The organism is Pseudomonas aeruginosa (assembly GCF_001457615.1).
Classification (GTDB): Bacteria; Pseudomonadota; Gammaproteobacteria; order Pseudomonadales; family Pseudomonadaceae; genus Pseudomonas; species Pseudomonas aeruginosa.
Genome location: NZ_LN831024.1, coordinates 3087286 through 3105082 on the forward strand (window position 1 = coordinate 3087286; position 17797 = coordinate 3105082).

The 17797-nt window shown below is 67.2% G+C and carries 19 protein-coding genes and 1 pseudogene; 9 read left to right on the forward strand and 11 right to left on the reverse strand.

Annotation, left to right across the window (positions count from 1 at the left end; translation table 11 throughout):
• The first annotated feature begins 23 nt into the window (after window positions 1-23).
• The 7 genes from AT700_RS14075 (at window position 24) to AT700_RS14105 (ending at window position 6225) form a co-directional block, all read left to right on the forward strand.
• On the forward strand, window positions 24-554 hold the full coding sequence (locus tag AT700_RS14075; RefSeq protein ID WP_003113696.1) for a tripartite tricarboxylate transporter TctB family protein: 531 nt from the start codon (window positions 24-26) through the stop codon (window positions 552-554).
• Window positions 551-2071, forward strand: coding sequence for a tripartite tricarboxylate transporter permease (locus AT700_RS14080; protein ID WP_003123454.1), 1521 nt, complete (start codon window positions 551-553; stop codon window positions 2069-2071). The genes AT700_RS14075 and AT700_RS14080 overlap by 4 nt, the downstream gene beginning before the upstream one ends.
• A gap of 67 nt (window positions 2072-2138) precedes the next feature.
• Window positions 2139-3086: a LysR family transcriptional regulator gene (locus tag AT700_RS14085; protein ID WP_003089050.1), complete on the forward strand. Its 948-nt coding sequence runs from the start codon at window positions 2139-2141 to the stop codon at window positions 3084-3086.
• Window positions 3087-3167: 81 nt separating this feature from the next.
• On the forward strand, window positions 3168-3644 hold the full coding sequence (locus tag AT700_RS14090) for a hypothetical protein (protein ID WP_003089049.1): 477 nt from the start codon (window positions 3168-3170) through the stop codon (window positions 3642-3644).
• Window positions 3645-3942: 298 nt separating this feature from the next.
• Window positions 3943-4749, forward strand: coding sequence for an ABC transporter substrate-binding protein (locus tag AT700_RS14095; RefSeq protein ID WP_003089047.1), 807 nt, complete (start codon window positions 3943-3945; stop codon window positions 4747-4749).
• A gap of 80 nt (window positions 4750-4829) precedes the next feature.
• Window positions 4830-5546, forward strand: coding sequence for an amino acid ABC transporter permease (locus tag AT700_RS14100; RefSeq protein ID WP_003089046.1), 717 nt, complete (start codon window positions 4830-4832; stop codon window positions 5544-5546).
• A gap of 1 nt (window position 5547) precedes the next feature.
• On the forward strand, window positions 5548-6225 hold the full coding sequence (locus AT700_RS14105) for an amino acid ABC transporter permease (protein WP_003113694.1): 678 nt from the start codon (window positions 5548-5550) through the stop codon (window positions 6223-6225).
• A 15-nt stretch (window positions 6226-6240) separates the two neighbouring features.
• Here AT700_RS14105 and AT700_RS14110 read toward each other — a convergent pair whose 3' ends face one another.
• The 9 genes and pseudogenes from AT700_RS14110 to hcnA all read right to left on the reverse strand — a co-directional run bounded on the left by AT700_RS14110 (window position 6241) and on the right by hcnA (window position 15021).
• Entirely contained in the window at window positions 6241-7125 is an 885-nt protein-coding gene (locus AT700_RS14110) for a DUF1911 domain-containing protein (RefSeq protein WP_003113693.1), read from the reverse strand.
• A 124-nt stretch (window positions 7126-7249) separates the two neighbouring features.
• A complete protein-coding gene (locus AT700_RS14115) occupies window positions 7250-8845 on the reverse strand; it encodes an EAL domain-containing protein (RefSeq protein WP_048521104.1) in 1596 nt (531 codons plus the stop codon).
• Between the two features lie 87 nt (window positions 8846-8932).
• Window positions 8933-9808: an NAD(P)-dependent oxidoreductase gene (locus tag AT700_RS14120; RefSeq protein ID WP_003113691.1), complete on the reverse strand. Its 876-nt coding sequence runs from the start codon at window positions 9806-9808 to the stop codon at window positions 8933-8935.
• A gap of 5 nt (window positions 9809-9813) precedes the next feature.
• Entirely contained in the window at window positions 9814-10158 is a 345-nt protein-coding gene (locus tag AT700_RS14125) for a putative quinol monooxygenase (protein ID WP_003113690.1), read from the reverse strand.
• Window positions 10155-11192, reverse strand: a complete 1038-nt coding sequence (locus AT700_RS14130) for an NADP-dependent oxidoreductase (RefSeq protein ID WP_003113689.1) — start codon at window positions 11190-11192, stop codon at window positions 10155-10157. Before AT700_RS14130 ends, AT700_RS14125 begins: the two co-directional genes overlap by 4 nt.
• Window positions 11193-11322: 130 nt before the next feature.
• Entirely contained in the window at window positions 11323-11907 is a 585-nt protein-coding gene (locus tag AT700_RS14135) for a TetR/AcrR family transcriptional regulator (RefSeq protein ID WP_003123462.1), read from the reverse strand.
• Between the two features lie 153 nt (window positions 11908-12060).
• Window positions 12061-13314, reverse strand: coding sequence for a cyanide-forming glycine dehydrogenase subunit HcnC (gene hcnC, locus AT700_RS14140; protein WP_003113686.1), 1254 nt, complete (start codon window positions 13312-13314; stop codon window positions 12061-12063).
• 2 nt (window positions 13315-13316) lie between these two features.
• Window positions 13317-14711, reverse strand: a complete 1395-nt coding sequence (gene hcnB / locus AT700_RS14145; RefSeq protein WP_003116968.1) for a cyanide-forming glycine dehydrogenase subunit HcnB — start codon at window positions 14709-14711, stop codon at window positions 13317-13319.
• Window positions 14708-15021 (reverse strand): annotated as a pseudogene (gene hcnA, locus AT700_RS14150) (cyanide-forming glycine dehydrogenase subunit HcnA). The gene hcnB and the pseudogene hcnA overlap by 4 nt, the downstream one beginning before the upstream one ends.
• A gap of 235 nt (window positions 15022-15256) precedes the next feature.
• On the opposite strand from hcnA, the gene AT700_RS29500 reads away from it, so the two are divergent.
• On the forward strand, window positions 15257-15484 hold the full coding sequence (locus AT700_RS29500) for an alpha-amylase family glycosyl hydrolase (protein ID WP_003113683.1): 228 nt from the start codon (window positions 15257-15259) through the stop codon (window positions 15482-15484).
• Here AT700_RS29500 and AT700_RS14155 read toward each other — a convergent pair.
• On the reverse strand, window positions 15444-15857 hold the full coding sequence (locus AT700_RS14155) for a CBS domain-containing protein (RefSeq protein ID WP_003113682.1): 414 nt from the start codon (window positions 15855-15857) through the stop codon (window positions 15444-15446). The genes AT700_RS29500 and AT700_RS14155 overlap by 41 nt on opposite strands.
• A 228-nt stretch (window positions 15858-16085) precedes the next feature.
• Between AT700_RS14155 and exoY the strand changes: the two genes are divergently transcribed.
• Window positions 16086-17222, forward strand: coding sequence for a type III secretion system adenylate cyclase effector ExoY (gene exoY / locus AT700_RS14160; RefSeq protein ID WP_048521105.1), 1137 nt, complete (start codon window positions 16086-16088; stop codon window positions 17220-17222).
• Between the two features lie 162 nt (window positions 17223-17384).
• Here exoY and AT700_RS14165 read toward each other — a convergent pair whose 3' ends face one another.
• Window positions 17385-17729, reverse strand: coding sequence for a general stress protein (locus AT700_RS14165; RefSeq protein WP_003113680.1), 345 nt, complete (start codon window positions 17727-17729; stop codon window positions 17385-17387).
• Window positions 17730-17797: the final 68 nt, after the last annotated feature.

A 17797-nucleotide genomic window follows, 5' to 3' on the forward strand; every position in this document is an offset into this window, starting at 1 on the left:
CGTAGCGCGACCAGGAGACGAACATGTCCAGCTCATCCGATGCGCCGCTGGTCGCCACCCGCTGGGTGGAGATCGGCCTGGCGCTGTTCACCGCCGCGCTCGGCGCGATCGTCATGTACGGCAGCCAGGATATCGGCATCGGCTGGGGCGACAGCGGCCCCGAGGCCGGCTATTTCCCCTTCTACATCGGCCTGCTGCTGAGCGCCGCCAGCCTCGGCAACCTGCTCTTGGCCCTGTGCCGCTGGCGGGCGCTGGGTACCTCGTTCGTCGCCCGCACGGCCTTTCGCCGGGTGCTTGCGGTGTTCCTGCCGATCGCCGCCTACGTGGCGGCCATGCCGTTCGCCGGGATCTACCTCGCCTCCGCGTTGTTCATCGCCTGGTTCATGTGGCGCGACCGTAGCCGCGACAAACCCTACGGCGTGCCGCTGATCGTCACGCTGTCCTGCGGTGCGGCGCTGGCCAGCTACCTGGTCTTCGCCGTCTGGTTCAAGGTCCCGCTGGATGCCGGAATACTGGTCGACCTTGCGGCCTTCGTCGGGAGCGCCAGGCCATGAGCGAATTCGATTCCCTGATGCAGGGCATGAGCCTGGTCCTCAGCGCCCATCACCTCGGCCTGATGGTGATCGGCGTGCTGCTCGGCATCCTGGTCGGCGTGCTGCCAGGCCTCGGTGCGCCGAACGGGGTGGCGCTGCTGCTGCCGCTGACCTTCAGCATGTCGCCGGTGTCGGCGATCATCCTGCTTTCCTGCATGTACTGGGGCGCGTTGTTCGGCGGCTCGATCACCTCGATCCTGTTCAACATCCCCGGCGAGCCGTCGTCGGTGGCCACCACTTTCGACGGCTACCCGATGGCGCGCAACGGCCAGGCCGGCGAAGCGCTGACCGCCGCCTTCACCTCGGCGCTCCTCGGGGCGCTGGTCGGCGTGCTGCTGCTGACCTTCCTGTCCACCCATATCGCTCGCTTCGCCCTGGCGTTCAGCTCGCCCGAGTTCTTCGCCGTCTACCTGCTGGCGTTCTGCACCTTCATCGGCATGAGCCGCAACCCGCCATTGAAGACCCTGGTGGCGATGACCATCGGCTTCGCCATGGCCGCCGTGGGCATGGATACCGTGTCCGGCGAGCTGCGCCTGACCTTCGACCAGCCCTGGCTGCTTTCCGGGCTGAGTTTCGAGGTGGCGGTGATCGGCCTGTTCGGCATCGGCGAGATCCTCTGCACGGTGGAGGAAGGCCTGGTGTTTCGCGGCGAGCGCGCACGCATCACGCCGATGGTGATCCTGCGTACCTGGGCCAGGCTGCCGCGCTACTGGCTGACCTGGCTGCGCAGCGCGCTGGTCGGCTGCTGGATGGGCGTCACTCCGGGCGGCCCCACCGCCGCCTCGTTCATGAGCTACAGCCTGGCGCGGCGCTTCTCGAAGAACCGCGAGAACTTCGGCAAGGGCGAGGTGGAAGGCGTGATCGCTCCGGAGACAGCCGACCATAGCGCCGGCACCAGCGCCCTGCTGCCGATGCTGACGCTCGGCATCCCCGGCTCGGCGACCGCCGCGGTGATGCTCGGTGGCCTGATGATCTGGGGGCTGCATCCCGGGCCGACGCTGTTCGTCGAACAGCACGACTTCGTCTGGGGCCTGATCGCCAGCATGTACCTGGGCAACGTGGTCAGCCTGATCGTGGTACTGGCGACCGTGCCGCTGTTCGCCTCGATCCTGCGGATTCCGTTCGCCATCGTCGCACCGATCATCGTCATGGTCTGCGCCATCGGCGCCTACTCGGTGCACAACGCCATGCTCGACGTGGTCCTGATGCTGCTGTTCGGCGCGCTCGGCTACCTGTTCAAGAAACTCGGCTACCCCATCGCCCCGCTGGTGCTCGCCGCGGTGCTCGGCGACAAGGCCGAGGACGCGTTCCGCCAGTCGATGCTGTTCTCCGACGGGCAACTCTCGGTGTTCTGGTCCAACCCGCTGGTGGCCAGCCTGACCGGCGCGGCGCTGGCGATGCTGCTCTGGCCGTTGCTGGCGCGGTGCGCCGGGGCGCTGTTCCGGCGTGGCCGGCGGAGTCTCCGGCATGCCGCCTGAGCCTGCGTCTGGCGGCGGGGTGGATTTCTTGTCACCCTGGGTCTCCCCGCCGCCAGCGAGATACGCCATGTCCCGGATTCCCGACGCCAGCATCATCCACAGCCGCCTGCGCCTGCGCCAGTTGCGCCTGATGCTGGCCCTGGAGGAACTCGGCTCGCTGCGCCGCGCCGCCGACGAGATTGGCATGACCCAGCCGGCGGCGACCAAGATGCTCCACGAGGCCGAAGACCTGCTCGGCGTCGAGTTGTTCGAGCGTTTGCCGCGCGGCATGCGCGCGACGCCTTTCGGCGAGACGCTGATCTATTACTCGCGGATGATCTTCGCCGAGCTGTCCGGGATGCGCGAGGAACTGGTCGCGCTGGAATCCGGCAACCTCGGCCGGGTCACCGTCGGAGCGATCCCGGCGCTGGCCTCGAGCCTGCTGACGCGCACCATCGCCACCCTGAAGCAGAGTCATCCACGGCTGTCGATGAGCATCCAGGTGGACACCAGCGACGTGCTGGTCCAGGCCCTGCAACAGGACCAGCTGGACGTGGTGCTCGGACGCATCCCCAGCGGCGCGCGCACCGACGACCTGGTGTTCGACAGCCTCGGCGAGGAAGAACTCTGCGTGGTGGTCGGCGCGCAGAACCCGTTGTCGCAGGCACGCAAGCTGGACTGGGGCGAGTTGCAGGAGCTGACCTGGGTGTTGCAGCAGCACCCCAGCCCGATGCGCGGGATCGTCAACCAGGCCTTCCACAATGCGCGCATCGACCTGCCGAGCAGTATCGTCGAGACCACCTCGATCATGACCCTGCTCTCCCTGCTGCAACAGACCGACATGATCGGCATCACTCCACGCTCGGTGATCGAGGACTACCCGGGCAAGCACCTGCTGGCGATCCTGCCGATCCAGCTGGAGCCGCGCCTGCCGCCCTACGGCCTGATCACCCGACGCAACCGGGTCCACTCCTCGGCCATGCAGACCTTCATGGCCAGCGTACATGCCGAACAGGCGCGGCACCTGGCGAAGTGAGCGGCACTAGCACAAATGAGCTAATAGCCGCGAGCCGGCTGGACCTCTAACATCCTGCGGCATTTCAACGGAGTGAATGCCATGCCCTCGATCAAGCCCTTCGGTCTCGCCCTGCTCGTCCTCGGTCTCAGCGCCTGCGCCTCCCTCGGTCAGTCGGGGAATCGCGACAACGAGGTCAAGGTCGCCGCGCAGAAGCTCATCGGCCAGCCCGCCGGCAAGGCCTTCGAACTGTTCGGCAAGCCCGACCAGGGCCTCGGCCCTTCGTCCTACGGTAGCGGCGGCTTCTACGCCTGGAACCGCGTGCGGACCCACATGGGGCCGGACAAGGTCTTCATACAGACCGGCACCGAGTACGTCGGCCAGCGCGAGACCTGGGTCGGCGTCGGTGGCCAGGGGGTCGCCGGCATGGCGCCGGTGAGTAGCGAGGCGGTCTATCGCAAGACCGGCTACTACGAGAACGAGACCATCCTCGACTATTTCTGCAGCATCACCCTGTACACCGACAGCCGGGACATCATCACCAACGCCAGTGTGATCGACTGCCGGGACAGCCGCTGACGGGGCCGCCGGGCCCCGGCCTTCCTTCTCGACGACGAACCCCCGACGCGGAAGCCCTGCGGATCATGGCGTTACGCTATCGTTTTTTATTTCCTTGAATCCTTGTTTTCATACCTCTTATTTCGTCTGGAAATAAGATAGATCGATTCATTCTTTTCTCCCGACCCTTGGCCCCTGCCAAACTCCCTTCGCCACGGGATACCCCCGCGCCGACATGGCGGCATTCCCATCCGGAATGTCCGCCCCACATTGCAAGGCCCTGATCGTCGATCGCGGCCGACAAGGAGCTGGAACTTTCATGAAGAAACTCCCCGCCATCACCGCCCTCGCCCTCGCCCTGATCTCCGGCCTGGCCCAGGCCGACCGCCTGGAGGACATCCGCAAGGCCGGCGTATTGCGCGTCGCGTCCTTCGACAGCAACCCGCCGTTCGGCTTCGTCGACGCCAAGAGCAAGCAGATCGAAGGCCTCGACGTCGACTATGCCAAGGCCCTGGCCGACAAGCTGGGCGTCCGGCTGCAAGTGCTGCCGACCAACCCGGCCAACCGCATCCCGCTGCTGACGGCGAACAAGGTCGACCTGGTCCTGGCCAACTTCACCATCACCCCGGAGCGTGCGCAGCAGGTGGACTTCAGCATCCCCTACTTCTCCTCCGGCCAGCAGTTCATCGTCAAGAAAGGCACCCTGACCTCGCCGGAAGTCCTCAACAAGTGGCGGGTCGGCGTGGACAAGGGCACGGTCAACGAAGGCGTGCTGCGCGAGAAGTTCCCCGGCGCCAAGGTCATCGCCTACGACGACACGCCCTTCGCTTTCACCGCCCTGCGCAACGGCCAGGTCCAGGCCATCACCCAGGACGGTCCGAAGCTGATCGGCCTGCTGGCCAACGTGCCCGACCGCGACAAGTACGAAGTGCCGCCCTTCACCATTTCCAACGACCTGATCGGCGTCGGTATTCCCAAGGGCGAGAAGGCCCTGACCGAGTTCGTCGACAAGAGCCTGCGCGAGCTGGAGCAGGACGGCCAGGCGCAGAAGATCTACGACACCTGGTTCGGTCCGCAGACCAAGACCCCGCTGGCGCGCCTGTACAAGATCGGCGACAAGAGCTGAGCGGCCCGCTTCGCCCGCACGACCCGCGCGCCTCACTTCGCTGAGGCGCGTTTTTCGTTCTACCCGACGGAATCCCGCACATGTTCGGCGAACTTCTCGCCCCGCAGTACCTGCGCTGGTTGCTCGACGGCTTCCTGCTGACCCTCGGTCTTGCCCTGCTCAGTTGCCTGCTCGCCACCCTGATCGGCGCCCCCCTGGCCATCGCCCGGCTGTCGCGCCGGCGCCTGCTGTCCTGGCCGGCGCGCGCCTACCTGGCGCTGTTCCGCAATACCCCGCTGCTGGTGCAGCTGTTCTTCTGGTACTTCGGCGTTCCCGCGCTGCTGCCGGAGGCGCTGGTGAGCTGGCTGAACACGCCGCACGAGACGCCCTTGCTCGACTGGCCGTCCTTCGAGTTCCTCGCCGGTGCCTGGGGGCTGACCCTCTATACCTCGGCTTTCGTCGCCGAGGAGTTCCGCGCCGGCATCGCCTCGGTACGCCCCGAGCAGCGCGCCGCCGGCCTCGCCCTGGGGCTGACCCAGCGCCAGGTATGGCGCGTGGTGGTGCTGCCGCAGGCCCTGCGCACGGCTCTGCCGCCGCTGCTCGGGCAGTACATGAATGCGCTGAAGAACTCCTCGCTGGCGATGGCCATCGGCCTGGCCGAGCTGTCCTACGCTTCGCGCCAGGTGGAAACCGAGACCTTCAAGACCTTCCAGGCCTTCGGCATCGCCACCCTTCTCTACATCGGCGCCATCGCCCTGATCGAAGCCTTCGGCCAGGCGTTGCAGCAGACCCGCCGCTACCGCCAGGGAGGTGCGTGAGATGGATTTCTCGGTCATCTCGGACAACCTGTCCTACCTGCTGCTCGGCGCCTACCCGGACGGCCCGCTCGGCGGAGCGGCGCTGACCCTGCTGCTGGCGTCGCTCTCCGGACTGGCTTCGGCGGTGCTCGGCCTGGTCCTCGGCGTGGCCCTCGCGGTGCTGCCCGGCAAGCCGCGCCTGCTGCTGGTGGCGCTGCTCGGCTTCTTCCGCGCGATCCCGGTGCTGATGCTGATCTTCTGGACCTACTTCCTGCTGCCGATCGTCTTCCATGTCGACGTACCGGCGCTGGCCACCGTGGTCTGCGCGCTGTCGCTGATCGGCGGCGCCTACCTCGCCCACTCGGTGTACGCCGGCATCCACAGCCTCCCCGCCGGGCAGTGGGCGGCCGCCCGCGCGCTCGGACTGCGGCCGTGGCAGGTATTGCGCCTGGTGATCCTGCCGCAGGCGCTGCCGGTGATGCTGCCATCCTTCCTCAACCAGTGGGTGTCGCTGATCAAGGACACTTCCCTGGCCTACGTGATCGGCGTCGGCGAGCTGTCCTTCGTCGCCACCCAGGTGAGCAACCGGGTGATGGTCCACCCGACGGAGATCTTCCTGTTCGTCGCCCTGCTCTACTTCCTGCTCTGCACCAGCCTCGACCTGGCCGCCGCGTTCCTCGCCCGCCGCCGGCGGGCCTGAGCGTCGGCCGGTGGCTCAGGCGTCGCCGCGCGCCCGCGCGTAGTCGACCAGGTCGCCGAGGTAATGCGGCGAGGCGCGCAGGACGCCATCGTCCCAGCCGTAGAGCACACCCAGCGCCGACACCTCCATGGCCCACCAGCCCCAGGCGTAGGGGCCGGTCAGGCGGCGGGTCTTCTTCTGCGCCTTGGGGGAAAGCTGGAAGAACTCCCGGTACTGGCTTTGCAGGTAAGGCGCCAGCGCCTGGGCGTCGCTGCCGTCCGCCTCTTCGAAGAACGCCCGCAACTGCCCGAACGGCCGTGGATGGAAGGTTTCCTCGCTGGCGGAAGTCAGGCCGAGGGCGGCCGCGCCGAGATAGTCGAGCAGGCGGTCGGTATCGAACTGCAGGACCTCCTCGACCAGCGCCGGGATGAGCTCCTGGGCATCGAGCAGCACGCCCATGGCGAGCAGTTGCAGCGCGAACGGATACTGGCCTGTGCGCGGCGCCAGGGCCGGCGCCGTCTCGAAGTCGACCTCGCCCTGCTCGCGCAGGCTGTCGCGGGCGGCGCCGAGCAGCCGGCTGTAGTCCAGCCACAGCGCGGCGGTCTCCAGGTAGATGGAGCGCAGTTCGGCGCCGGCCAGGCCCCGGTCGATGGCCTTGAGCAGCAGCGTACTGGCGTTTTCCGCGGCCTGGCCCCAGGCCCAGGCGTTTTCCAGGGCTGCGTGCCCTTGCGCGGCGAACGGCTGGCGATAGCCGTGGCTCCGGGAAAACCTGTCGAGCGCGGCGATCAGTTCGCGCCAGTCGGCTTTCCAGTCGGCGAGGTCGATGTTCCTTCGCGGCGCCCGGTCGGTGCGGGCCAGGTTGCGCCATAGCGGCAGGGCTTCGGCGAGTCGGTTGTCCAGGGTGAGGGGGAATGCGTGCATGGCGGCCTGTGGTGATCGCGGCCGTTTCCGGCCGTTCCGTGCGATCCGGAGTGCGGCCGTCCAGGCCGCATCCGGTATGGACGGCCGATGCTAGCGCAGCGTGGTGCCCCGCGGAAGGTCCGTTCTAGCGGTCCGCCGGCTGGTTCCGGTAGTAGTCGAGGAAGGCCTCCAGCGGCAGTGCCTTGCCGAAATGCCAGCCCTGGCCGAGGGCCTCGGGCGAGCGGCGCAGCACGTGGTCGGCCTGGGCCTGTGTCTCGATCCCTTCGACGACCACGCCGATCTCCAGGTGCTCGGCCATCGAGCAGAGCTTGTCGAAGATCAGTTCGACGGCGCTGCTGTCGCCGATGGACTGAGTGAAGACCTTGTCGATCTTGATCGCGTCTACCGGCAGGTTGGCCAGGTAGACCAGGTTCGAATGACCGGTGCCGAAATCGTCCACGTAGATCTTCAGGCCGAGTTCGCGCAGGCGGTTCATCCCGGCCAGCAGGCAGCCCTGGGCCTCGGTGGTGCGCTCGGTCAGTTCCAGCGCGACCTGTTCCGGGCGCACGCTTTCCCTGGCCATCTGGCGCATGGCGAAATCGATGAAACCGGGGTCGGCGATGTCCTTGCCGGTGACGTTGACGCTGACGTAGAAGCTCCGCTGCTCCCTCAGCAACGGCCCGAGCTGCTTCAGGGCGCGGCGGAAGACGAAACGGGTCAGCAGTTCGATGTCGCCGCTCTCCTCCAGGGCGCCGATGAAGACATCCGGGGAAACCCGCCCCAGGCTGCTATCGGTCCAGCGCGCCAGGGCCTCGACCCCGGCGCAGCGGCCGCTGGCCAGGCGCACGATGGGCTGGTAGTGCACCTCCAGGGCCTCGCGCTTCAACGCGCGCAGCAGCCTGGCCGGCAGTTTTTCGTCGTTGAGGAAGCCGAACAGGTAGCTGAGCAGCAGCATGACGCCGAACAACAGCCCGCCGCCGATCGCCGCGGCCATGGCCGCGCGTCCGGGCTCGGTGCCAAGCAGGCCGCGTTCGCGGAGAAGGGAGACCACGCAGATGTCCTGCGTCGGGTCGCACAGGCTTATCTGCCGGGCACCGATGAAGCGCGGCCAGCCGGGCCGGTCGAGCGCCTCGAGGGGCTGGTCGTCGTCCCAGGCGAAACGGTGGTAGATGTAGTCGCCGCCACTGCTGACGGCCGCCGCCGAGATGCCCGGGTCCGGGTGGTCGACATCGAAATAGGCGTGCGGGGCAATGAATACGACGGCGTTGCCGCGACTGACCAGTCCGGTGGGCAACGCCTGCAACGGCAGGGGCATGCCCTCCGTCCAGAAGCGGGTGCCGGCGGCATCTACCCGGTCGGGCGCGGACAATCCCCAGGGCGCGCGCAGCCGGCCCCGGACGCCCGTGCACATGACCCGGTCGCCGCTGATCCTGCCAACGTCGCTCATGAAGCGCGACTCGAGCACGATGGAACGCAGCATTTCCAGGTCCTGGTCGCTGCAGGCCGGCGCGCTGCCGGCGTTCATCTCGCGGAGCATCTGGTCCGCCGCGGAGGAAATCTCCAGTGCCCGCTCCAGCGCCCTCTCGGTGTACGAGCGCAGGTGCGCGCCGTCGTGCTGGCGATCCAGTTCGTTGATGACGAAGATCCCACAGACACCGCCCACCAGGGTGGTGGTGAGCAGTATCGGCAGGATGCGTCGCCAGTTGATCCGGCCTTCTGCAGCCGTTCCACGCTCGGACATACCTTCTTCCGCCTAATGAATCCATGGAAAGCACGCCAGATTGCCGAACAGCTTCACGGGCCCTGCCGGGCCGTGCGCAGAACCTTTTCAGATTTGTCCCGATCGTGACAACGCTACCTTCGCCAGCGCCGTCCAGTCCGATTCCCCGTCGCCATGGGCGATGGCTTCGAGCAACACGTCGTGCAACAGGCTGGCCAGCGGCAGCGGCACGTTGTGGCGCTTGCCGGCGGACAGCGCCAGGTCGACATCCTTCAACCCGAGGACCAGGCGGAACCTGGCCGGGGTGAAACGCTGCTCGACGATCTGCGGGCCGTAGTTGCGATAGACAGGCGCATCGAAAAGCGTCGAGGACATGAGCTCCATGAACCGGCCGGGCTCGACGCCCAGGCGCTTCACCAGAGCGACGCTTTCGCCCATGCTTTCGATGGCGCTGGCGATCATGAAGTTACCAGAGATCTTCACCGCCATTGCCCCGCGCGGGTCTTTTCCGAAAAACCATGTCTTCTGTCCCATAATTTCCAGCAGCGCCTTGACTTGCTCGATGGCCTCCTCCGGACCGCCGACGACGATGTTCAGCTTGCCGGCCTCCGCCACGTCGGTGCGGCCGAACACCGGCGCGGCGACGAACGCGAGGCCCTGGCGCTGGTGCGCCTGGTCGAGCGCCTCGACGCAATCGAGCGACAGGGTCGACATGCTCAGGTGGATGAGACCCGGCCTCGCCCGTTCGAGCGCGCCGCTGTCGAGCAGCACGCCGCGAATCGCCTGGTCGTCCGCCAGCATGCTGATGACCACGTCGAGGCCGAACAGCTCGCCGACCTCCTCCGCCCTGGCAGCGCCCAGCGCCACCAGGGGCTCGCAGGCCGCCGCGGAACGGTTCCACACCGTCACTTCGAGCCCCGCCTGCACCAGGCGGGTGGCCATGGCGGCGCCCATGCCGCCCAGGCCCAGAAATCCGACTTTCATCCGTTTCACTCCTCGTGGGGTCTTGTAGGTTCCGGATCTACCGGAGACAGGCTGGCCGCTGGCAGTTCCTCGAGGAGGAACACCTGGCGGTCCGCCAGGAGATCGGCGACGGCATCGGCCATCGCCCTGTAGTGCGGCATCCGTCGGTGCCGCTCGATGGCGTCGCGGTCGGCCCAGCGCTCGACGAAGACGAAGCGCCCGGCCTCGTCGAGGCTCCGGTGCAGGACATAGGACAGGCAGCCGTCCTCGGCCCGCGACGGCTGCACGCAGGCCAGCAGCAGCCGCTCGACCTCCGCCGCCCTGCCCTCGCGCGCCTGCAACAGCGCTACCACACGGACCGCCTGGTTCATGCGTCGGCTCCGACGCGCACCACCAGCTTGCCGAAATTGCGTCCCTGGAGCAGGCCGAAGAAGGCCTCGGGGGCATTCTCCAGGCCGTCGACCCGCTCTTCGCGGTACTGGATGAGGCCGTCGGCGAACCACTTCGACATGTCGCGCTGGAATTCATCGTAGCGATGGCCGTAGTCGTCGAAGATGATGAAGCCCTGCACCTTGATGCGCTTGCGCAGGATCGTGCCCATCAGCGCCGGCAAGCGGTCCGGCCCGGGTGGCAGCTCGGTGTCGTTGTAGTGGGCGACGATGCCGCAGACCGGGATCCGGGCCTTGGCGTTGAGCAGCGGGAAGACGGCGTCGAAGACCTTGCCGCCGACGTTCTCGTAATAGATGTCGATGCCGTCCGGGCAGGCCTCGGCCAGTCGTTCGGCGAAGTCCGCGGCATGGTGGTCGAGGCAGGCATCGAAGCCGAGCACCTGCACGGCGTGGCGGCATTTTTCCGCACCGCCGGCGACGCCGACCACCCGGCAGCCCTTGAGCTTGCCGATCTGTCCGACGGTGGCGCCGACCGGCCCGGTGGCGGCGGCCACCACCAGGGTCTCGCCGGCCTGGGGCTTGCCGATGTCGAGCAGGCCCATGTAGGCGGTGAAGCCGGGCATGCCGAGCAGGCCCAGGGCGTAGGACGGATGCTCCGGCGACTCGCCCAGGCGCGCCAGGCCGCTGCCGTCGGATAGCGCGTAGTCCTGCCAGCCGTTGGCCGAGAGTACCCAGTCGCCGACCTTGAACCCGGGATGGTTCGAGGCTTCCACCCGGCTGACCGTGCCGCCGACCATGACCGCGCCGAGTTCCACCGGCGGCGCGTAGGACGGCGCGTCGCTCATCCGTCCGCGCATGTAGGGATCGAGCGACAGGTAGACGGTGCGCAGCAGCACCTGGCCCGCGCCGGGCTCAGGAAGCGGAACCTGCTCGATGCGGAAGTTATCCCGGGTCGGGGCGCCGTGGGGGCGCGAGGCGAGGACGATGCGGCGGTTGACCTGCGTGGATTGGGACATTTCCAGACTCCTCTGTCTGACGAATGTGGCGAACGGCTCATACCGTGCGCCGGGCGAATTAGACCAGTCAACTACTGACGGGTCGAAAAAATACCCGCCTCTCGCGGGGCGGGTATTTCCTGGCGGTACCTCAGATTTCCAACAGGCTGCGGGTGGTCTGCATGGCTGTCTCCAGCGGTCCCGGGCTGCGGTGCAGCTTGCTCAGCAGGCTCGCGCCGAGCCACAACTGGTACAGCGCGCTGGCCATGTGCCGGGCATCGCAGGGCGCGAGGGAGCCGTCGTCGTGGCCCTGCCCGAGGCAGCCGACCAGGCGTTCGATGATCCCGTCGGAGCCGTCGCGCAGGGTGATGCGCATGCTTTCCGAAAGGTCCGCGACCTCGGCGCTGAGCTTGACCACCAGGCAGCGCTGCTCGTCGCAGGGCGGGCAGGCGTTGTCCAGCCACTTCTGCCAGTAGCTCATCAGTCGTTCGCGGGCATTCAGCCCTGGCGCGGAGAAGCGTTGGTCCATGTCCGCCAGGTAGACGCGGAAGTAGTCCTCCAGCAGGGCCTGGCCGAACTGTTCCTTGGATTTGAAGTAATGGTAGAACGAGCCCTTGGGAACGCCCGCGGTCTGCAGGATTTCGTTGAGGCCGACTCCGGAGAAGCCTTTGACCGCCATGATCCGGTATCCGGTATCGAGCAGATGCTGGCGGGTGTCGTCGTAGCTGGTTTTCATGGGGCGCACGTTAGCTTGAATTAGACCAGTCGTCTAGAAACAATTCGAAGCCATGAGTATAGCGCCGACGGCAACTGCGCCGCTGTCGGGAACCGTGCGGAACGGACGCCGGTCCGGCGCCCGCCCCGCTCCGCGGATTTACCCCTCGCGGACCTAGCAGGCCGCGACCGCCACGGCGGCAGGCTCCGGCTGGAAGCGCGCGGCGAGGAACGGCGCGATGTCCAGCGGCAGCGTCTCTTCGTGGACCAGCCGGTCGAGCAGCACACCGGTGATCGCCGACGTGAGGATGCCGGTGCGGAAATGCCCGCAGGCATTCAGGTAGCCCTCCACTTCAGCCACCGGACCGAGAATCGGCAGTTCGTCCGGCGAGCCCGGGCGCAGGCCGGCCCAGGTGCGCTTGAGGTTGACCTGTTGCAGCTCCGGCACGCAACGCACCGCGCCCTGCACCAGGCCGGCGATTTCCGGGAAGGTGTTGCTGACGTCGAAGCCCTTGTCCTCGGTGGTGCTGCCGATCAGGATCTCGCCATTGTCCTTCTGCGCCATGTAGCAGTCGCTGGTGGTCAGGCAACCGTTCAGCAGTCGTGGCATGCGCTCGGTGAGGACGATCTGGCCCTTCACCGGCTTCACCGGGATGCGCCGGCCGGTGGCCATTTCGCTGAGTTCCGCGGCCCAGGCGCCGGCGGCGTTGATCAGGGTCCGGCAATGCAGCACCCCGGCATTGTCCGTGCGCACCCCGCTGATCCGCCGGCCCTGGCGCAGCACGCCAGTGACGTTGGTTCCCGGCAACAGCTCGACGCCGTTCTGGCGCGCCGCCTCCAGGTAGGCGTCGGCCAGGCGGAACGGGCTGACCTGGTGGTCGCAGAGGAATTCCAGCGCGCCGTGGGCCGCGTGGCTGACCGCCGGCTCGGCACGACGCAGTTCCTCGCGGTCCAGCCAGCGCACCTGCTCGGCCAGATGCGGGATCTGCGCCACGATGTGCTCGGCGTACTGGCGATCCTCGTCGTCCTGGATCACGTATTTCAGCCCGGTGCGCTCGAACTTGAAGTCCATCCCGTGGCGTTCGATCAGTTCTCGGTGCAGTTCCGGGTACAGCGCGTTGGATTGCAGGGCGAGGTCGAAGAACGCCGGCGGCAGGATGTGCGGCGTGCTCGCGTCCACCGCCACCGCCGCGCCCTGGGCCTCGCGCCGGTTGCGGGAGGACATCATGCGGAAGAAGATCACCCCGCAGCCCAGTCCCACCGATTCGCCGATGGCCCAGAGGCCGCCGGCCGAGGCGCGGGTGGCGTTGCCCGGTCGCTTGTCGTCGACCACGGCGATGCGCAGGTTGCCGCGCCTGGACAGTTGGTAGGCGCAGGACGCGCCGATCACGCCGCCGCCGGCAATCACGATGTCATAGGTTCTGTTCATGTTCAGGCTTCCGTACCGAGGTTCTGGAATGCGGAAAACGGGATCGGATCGATCGGGAAACGCGGCCGCAGCCAGCCGACGTCGTGGCGTCCGGTGGCGCGGCGCAGGCGATCGCTGCAGTAGCCGATGCACATCCGCCCCTGGCAGTCGCCCATGCCGGCGCGGGTGCGCATCTTCAGCCCGGCGATGTCCTGCACGCCCTGTTCGAGCGCGCGCTCGATGTCGCCACGGGTGACCTGTTCGCAGCGGCAGATCACCGTATCGGCCCGCGCCAGTTCGACCTGGCGGGCGCCGCGCTGGGTGTAGCGCTCGACTCCGGCGCGGAAGCGCTTGATCGCCTCCAGGCGGGCGAGATGGGATTCTCGGCGTTCGATGGCCTCGGCGGGCGCGATGGCCTCGCGTTGCAGGAGGATCGACAAGGCCGCGATGCGCCCGCCGATCATCGCCGCCTCGCCGCCGCGGATACCCGCCATGTCGCCGGCCAGGTGGATGTGCGGTTGGCTGCTCTGCTGCCAGACGTTGCATTCCGCGCGCAGGTATCCGTCGTCGCTGAAGCCGTGCTCCAGACCCAACTGCTGGCTGAGCTGGGTGCGCGGGATGAAGCCATAGCCGACCGCCAGGGTGCTGGCCTTCACCGGTCGCGCGTTTTCCAGGTCGGGCCGCCACTCTTCGTCGTAGGGCGCCACCGTCACTTCCGTCAGTTCCCCCTCGCCGCTGGCCTCCACCACGCCCCAGCCATAGTGCAGCGGAATGCCGTTGAGCTTGAGATAGCCGAGCATGCTCAGGCCGTCGAGGAACAGTTGCGGCTTGTTCAGCAGCGCCAGGCTTTCCCTGGCCATGCGGCCGAACGCGCAGGCCTCGTAGACCCCGGCGACACGTACCCCGGCCGCATGCAGCTGGCAGGCCACCAGTGGCAGCAGCGGGCCGCTGCCGGCGATCAGGGTATCGCCCAGGGGCTTCACCACGCCGCTCTTGATCTGCAATTGCAGGCCGCCGAGGAGCATCACCCCGGGCAGGGTCCAGCCGGGGAACGGCACGCTGCGCTCATGGCAGCCGGTGGCCAGGAGCAGGTGCGAATACTCCACCTCGTGCAGCCGTTCCGCCTCGTCGAGGACCATCAGGTGCTGGCCGTCGCCACCGACCACGCGGCTGTTCAGGCGCAGGTCGATGTGCCCGGCGCAGGCGGAGAAATCGCGCCGCAGTTTTTCCAGCATCCGGGTGTAGCGCGCGCCGAGGTAGGCCGGATCGACGCCGGCCCGCAAGGGGCCGCGATAGACCACCCCGCCGGGACGCGAGGCCTCGTCGAAGAGGACGCAGGGGACCCCGCGCCTGGCCAGCTCGATGGCTGCGGCCATGCCGGCCGAGCCGCCGCCGACGATCACCGGGCGCAGGTTCATGGCCGTTCCTCCTGGTCGAAGCGGTTGCTTTCGGTTTCCACCCGCATGCCCGGCCGGACGACGGTCTGGCAGGCGCGGCGCTTGGGCCGGCCGTCGATGGCGACCAGGCAGCAGTGGCATACGCCCATGCCGCAGAAGGCGCCGCTGGCCTGGCCATGGTCGTTGCGCGCGAGCCGGCGCAGGCCCACGGCATTGAGCACGTTGAGCACGGTCTCACCGGCAGCCGCCGCGACGGCTGGCCATTGAGGTGGATGGTCATGTCTGCCCGCGAGAGGGGCTGGATATCGTGTTGACGTTCAAGAAGGTGCATTGCCCTTTCATCCGTGAGAGAGAGTCGGGAGCCGGCGACACTAGGAGTCGGGCCGGGCGCGGACATTGATCCATGACAGGTGGGTATCTTCCCCTGCCAATTCTGGTAGGTGGGGTGCAGGCGTTCGCGCGGAAAAGTCGAACCCGCGCCTACCCCAGGGTGCCAAGCAGCAAAGCCGGCTCACCCGTGGAGGCCCCATGCTGCAATCCTTCCAGCCGCCCTGGTGGAACGCGCGGTGATCTACCAGGTCTACCCGCGTTCGTTCACCGACAGCGACGGTGACCTGCCCGGCCTGGTCGCGCGCCTGGACCACCTGCGCCGCCTTGGCGGCGACGCCCTCTGGCCGTCACCGGTGTATCGCTCGCCCGACCCCGGCGCTGCCGCCGCAGATCGCCACCACCCGTCGTTCCGTCATGTCCGACTCAGTGCGCGCGGGCCACGCCGCGCAAGAGGTTGGCGCTGAGCTTGTCGGTGTTGCAGGTCGCGATGTTGGCCAGCGAGACGATGCCTACCAGGCGCTTGTTGCGATCCATTACCGGCAAGCGGCGCTTCTCCAGTTGCGCCATGTTCTTCGTCACATGGTCCACTTCCTCGTCCTCGAAGCAGTAGCGCAGTTCACCGCTCATCACCTCGCGCACCGGGCGGTCGGCTCCGAGTCCATCGGCGAGGCCGCGCACCGCCAGGTCGCGGTCGGTGACCACGCCGGTCAGGCGCTCGCCCTCGTTGACCAGCAAGGCGCCGATATCGGCTTGGCGCATCAGCAGCGCCGCCTCGCCGAGGGTGGTCTGGGGGGTGACGGTACGTACTTCGCGACTCATGATTTCCCGGACTTTCATCGTTCTGTCTCCTTCTTCCGGCGCGCCGTTTTCGGCGCGGCTCTCCCTGCTTGTGAATCGCCCGCATACGGGGAGTTCGAAGTTTCTTCCCGGCGTCGCAGCCATCTACCTAGCGCTCGCGCGGGCAGCGTGCGGAAAACAAAAAATTTGCCCGCGTTTTCTGATATCTCGCCGCTGCCCGGATTCTTATTCTCGACTCCTTCTTTGGCATATGCGGGAAAACGAACCATGCGTATCGACGGTCATCGTCAGGTGGTTTCTAACGCAACGGCACAGCCCGGACCGCTACTGCGCCCTGCGGATATGCAGGCACGGGCTCTACAGGACCTGTTCGATGCGCAGGGGGTGGGGGTTCCCGTCGAACATGCCTTGCGCATGCAGGCGGTGGCCAGGCAGACGAATACCGTCTTTGGCATTCGCCCGGTTGAAAGAATCGTCACCACGCTGATCGAAGAGGGTTTCCCGACCAAGGGCTTCTCGGTGAAGGAGAAAAGCTCGAACTGGGGTCCGCAGGCGGGGTTCATCTGTGTCGACCAGCATCTCAGCAAGCGGGAAGACCGCGACACGGCGGAAATACGCAAGCTGAACCTGGCTGTGGCGAAGGGAATGGATGGCGGAGCCTATACCCAGACCGACCTGCGGATCTCTCGGCAACGCCTTGCGGAGCTGGTGCGGAATTTCGGCCTGGTGGCAGACGGTGTCGGGCCGGTTCGCCTCCTGACCGCGCAGGGCCCCAGCGGCAAACGCTATGAGTTCGAAGCCCGCCAGGAGCCGGACGGTCTCTACAGGATCAGCCGCCTGGGGCGGTCGGAAGCGGTGCAGGTACTGGCCAGCCCGGCTTGCGGGCTGGCGATGACCGCCGATTATGACCTCTTCCTGGTAGCGCCCTCGATCGAGGCGCATGGCAGTGGTGGTCTCGATGCAAGAAGGAATACCGCGGTCAGATACACCCCCCTCGGTGCAAAGGATCCCCTGAGCGAGGACGGATTCTATGGCAGGGAGGATATGGCCAGGGGAAACATCACTCCGCGCACGCGGCAACTGGTGGACGCCCTCAATGACTGCCTGGGCCGGGGGGAGCACAGGGAGATGTTTCACCACAGCGACGATGCGGGCAACCCAGGCTCCCATATGGGTGACAACTTCCCGGCCACCTTCTACCTTCCCCGGGCCATGGAGCATCGGGTCGGAGAAGAGTCCGTTCGCTTCGACGAGGTCTGCGTGGTGGCGGATCGGAAGAGCTTTTCCTTGCTGGTCGAGTGCATCAAGGGCAACGGCTATCACTTCACCGCCCATCCCGACTGGAACGTGCCGCTGCGGCCCAGCTTCCAGGAGGCGCTCGACTTTTTCCAACGTAAGGTCTGATGCGCAAAGGTCGTTGGCAAAGCCCGCTTTCCCCGGCGGCATGGGCATCCTGCCGCCTGTTCGAACGGGACTTTCCGAAGCCCCGGACCGGCTCTCTTCGGCCGATGTGAAAACGGCGCATCCCGTTGGGGATGCGCCGTACGCTTCAGCGGTTCGGCACGGTCAGGACGAGCGTCCGCCGCCGTGGCTGTGCTGGCCACCCTTGCGTCCTGCCTCGGAGGCCTTTTCCCGATCGTTGGCGAAGTTCCCGCCGCTCTGCTGGCCGCCCTTGCGGCCCGCCTCGGCGGCTCTTTCCGGGTCATTGGCGAAATTGCCTCCGCTCTGCTGGCCACCCTTGCGCCCGGCTTCGGCGGCGCGCTGCGGGTCATTGGCGAAGTTGCCGCCGCTGGCCTGGCCACCCTTGTGGCCGATCTCCTGGTAGAACTCCTTGCCGTGGCTCCTGGAGGTAGCTGCGCCGCCTTTCTGCCCGGCTTCGCTGGTGCTCATGCCTTGTCGTTTGTCGGTCATGCTCGTGTCCTCCTCTCGAGGGTTGAAAGGGATGCGGCGTTTTTCGCCGCGTGCACTTACTCCGAAGG

Excerpts from the sequence above, each read along its gene's own strand:
- AT700_RS14075 (WP_003113696.1), top strand. The coding sequence starts at position 24 with ATGTCCAGCTCATCCGATGCGCCGCTGGTCGCCACCCGCTGGGTGGAG.
- AT700_RS14080 (WP_003123454.1), top strand. The coding sequence starts at position 551 with ATGAGCGAATTCGATTCCCTGATGCAGGGCATGAGCCTGGTCCTCAGC.
- AT700_RS14085 (WP_003089050.1), top strand. The coding sequence starts at position 2,139 with ATGTCCCGGATTCCCGACGCCAGCATCATCCACAGCCGCCTGCGCCTG.
- AT700_RS14090 (WP_003089049.1), top strand. The coding sequence starts at position 3,168 with ATGCCCTCGATCAAGCCCTTCGGTCTCGCCCTGCTCGTCCTCGGTCTC.
- AT700_RS14095 (WP_003089047.1), top strand. The coding sequence starts at position 3,943 with ATGAAGAAACTCCCCGCCATCACCGCCCTCGCCCTCGCCCTGATCTCC.
- AT700_RS14100 (WP_003089046.1), top strand. The coding sequence starts at position 4,830 with ATGTTCGGCGAACTTCTCGCCCCGCAGTACCTGCGCTGGTTGCTCGAC.
- AT700_RS14105 (WP_003113694.1), top strand. The coding sequence starts at position 5,548 with ATGGATTTCTCGGTCATCTCGGACAACCTGTCCTACCTGCTGCTCGGC.
- AT700_RS14110 (WP_003113693.1), bottom strand. The coding sequence starts at position 7,125 with ATGCACGCATTCCCCCTCACCCTGGACAACCGACTCGCCGAAGCCCTG.
- AT700_RS14115 (WP_048521104.1), bottom strand. The coding sequence starts at position 8,845 with ATGTCCGAGCGTGGAACGGCTGCAGAAGGCCGGATCAACTGGCGACGC.
- AT700_RS14120 (WP_003113691.1), bottom strand. The coding sequence starts at position 9,808 with ATGAAAGTCGGATTTCTGGGCCTGGGCGGCATGGGCGCCGCCATGGCC.
- AT700_RS14125 (WP_003113690.1), bottom strand. The coding sequence starts at position 10,158 with ATGAACCAGGCGGTCCGTGTGGTAGCGCTGTTGCAGGCGCGCGAGGGC.
- AT700_RS14130 (WP_003113689.1), bottom strand. The coding sequence starts at position 11,192 with ATGTCCCAATCCACGCAGGTCAACCGCCGCATCGTCCTCGCCTCGCGC.
- AT700_RS14135 (WP_003123462.1), bottom strand. The coding sequence starts at position 11,907 with ATGAAAACCAGCTACGACGACACCCGCCAGCATCTGCTCGATACCGGA.
- hcnC (WP_003113686.1), bottom strand. The coding sequence starts at position 13,314 with ATGAACAGAACCTATGACATCGTGATTGCCGGCGGCGGCGTGATCGGC.
- hcnB (WP_003116968.1), bottom strand. The coding sequence starts at position 14,711 with ATGAACCTGCGCCCGGTGATCGTCGGCGGCGGCTCGGCCGGCATGGCC.
- AT700_RS14155 (WP_003113682.1), bottom strand. The coding sequence starts at position 15,857 with ATGAAAGTCCGGGAAATCATGAGTCGCGAAGTACGTACCGTCACCCCC.
- exoY (WP_048521105.1), top strand. The coding sequence starts at position 16,086 with ATGCGTATCGACGGTCATCGTCAGGTGGTTTCTAACGCAACGGCACAG.
- AT700_RS14165 (WP_003113680.1), bottom strand. The coding sequence starts at position 17,729 with ATGACCGACAAACGACAAGGCATGAGCACCAGCGAAGCCGGGCAGAAA.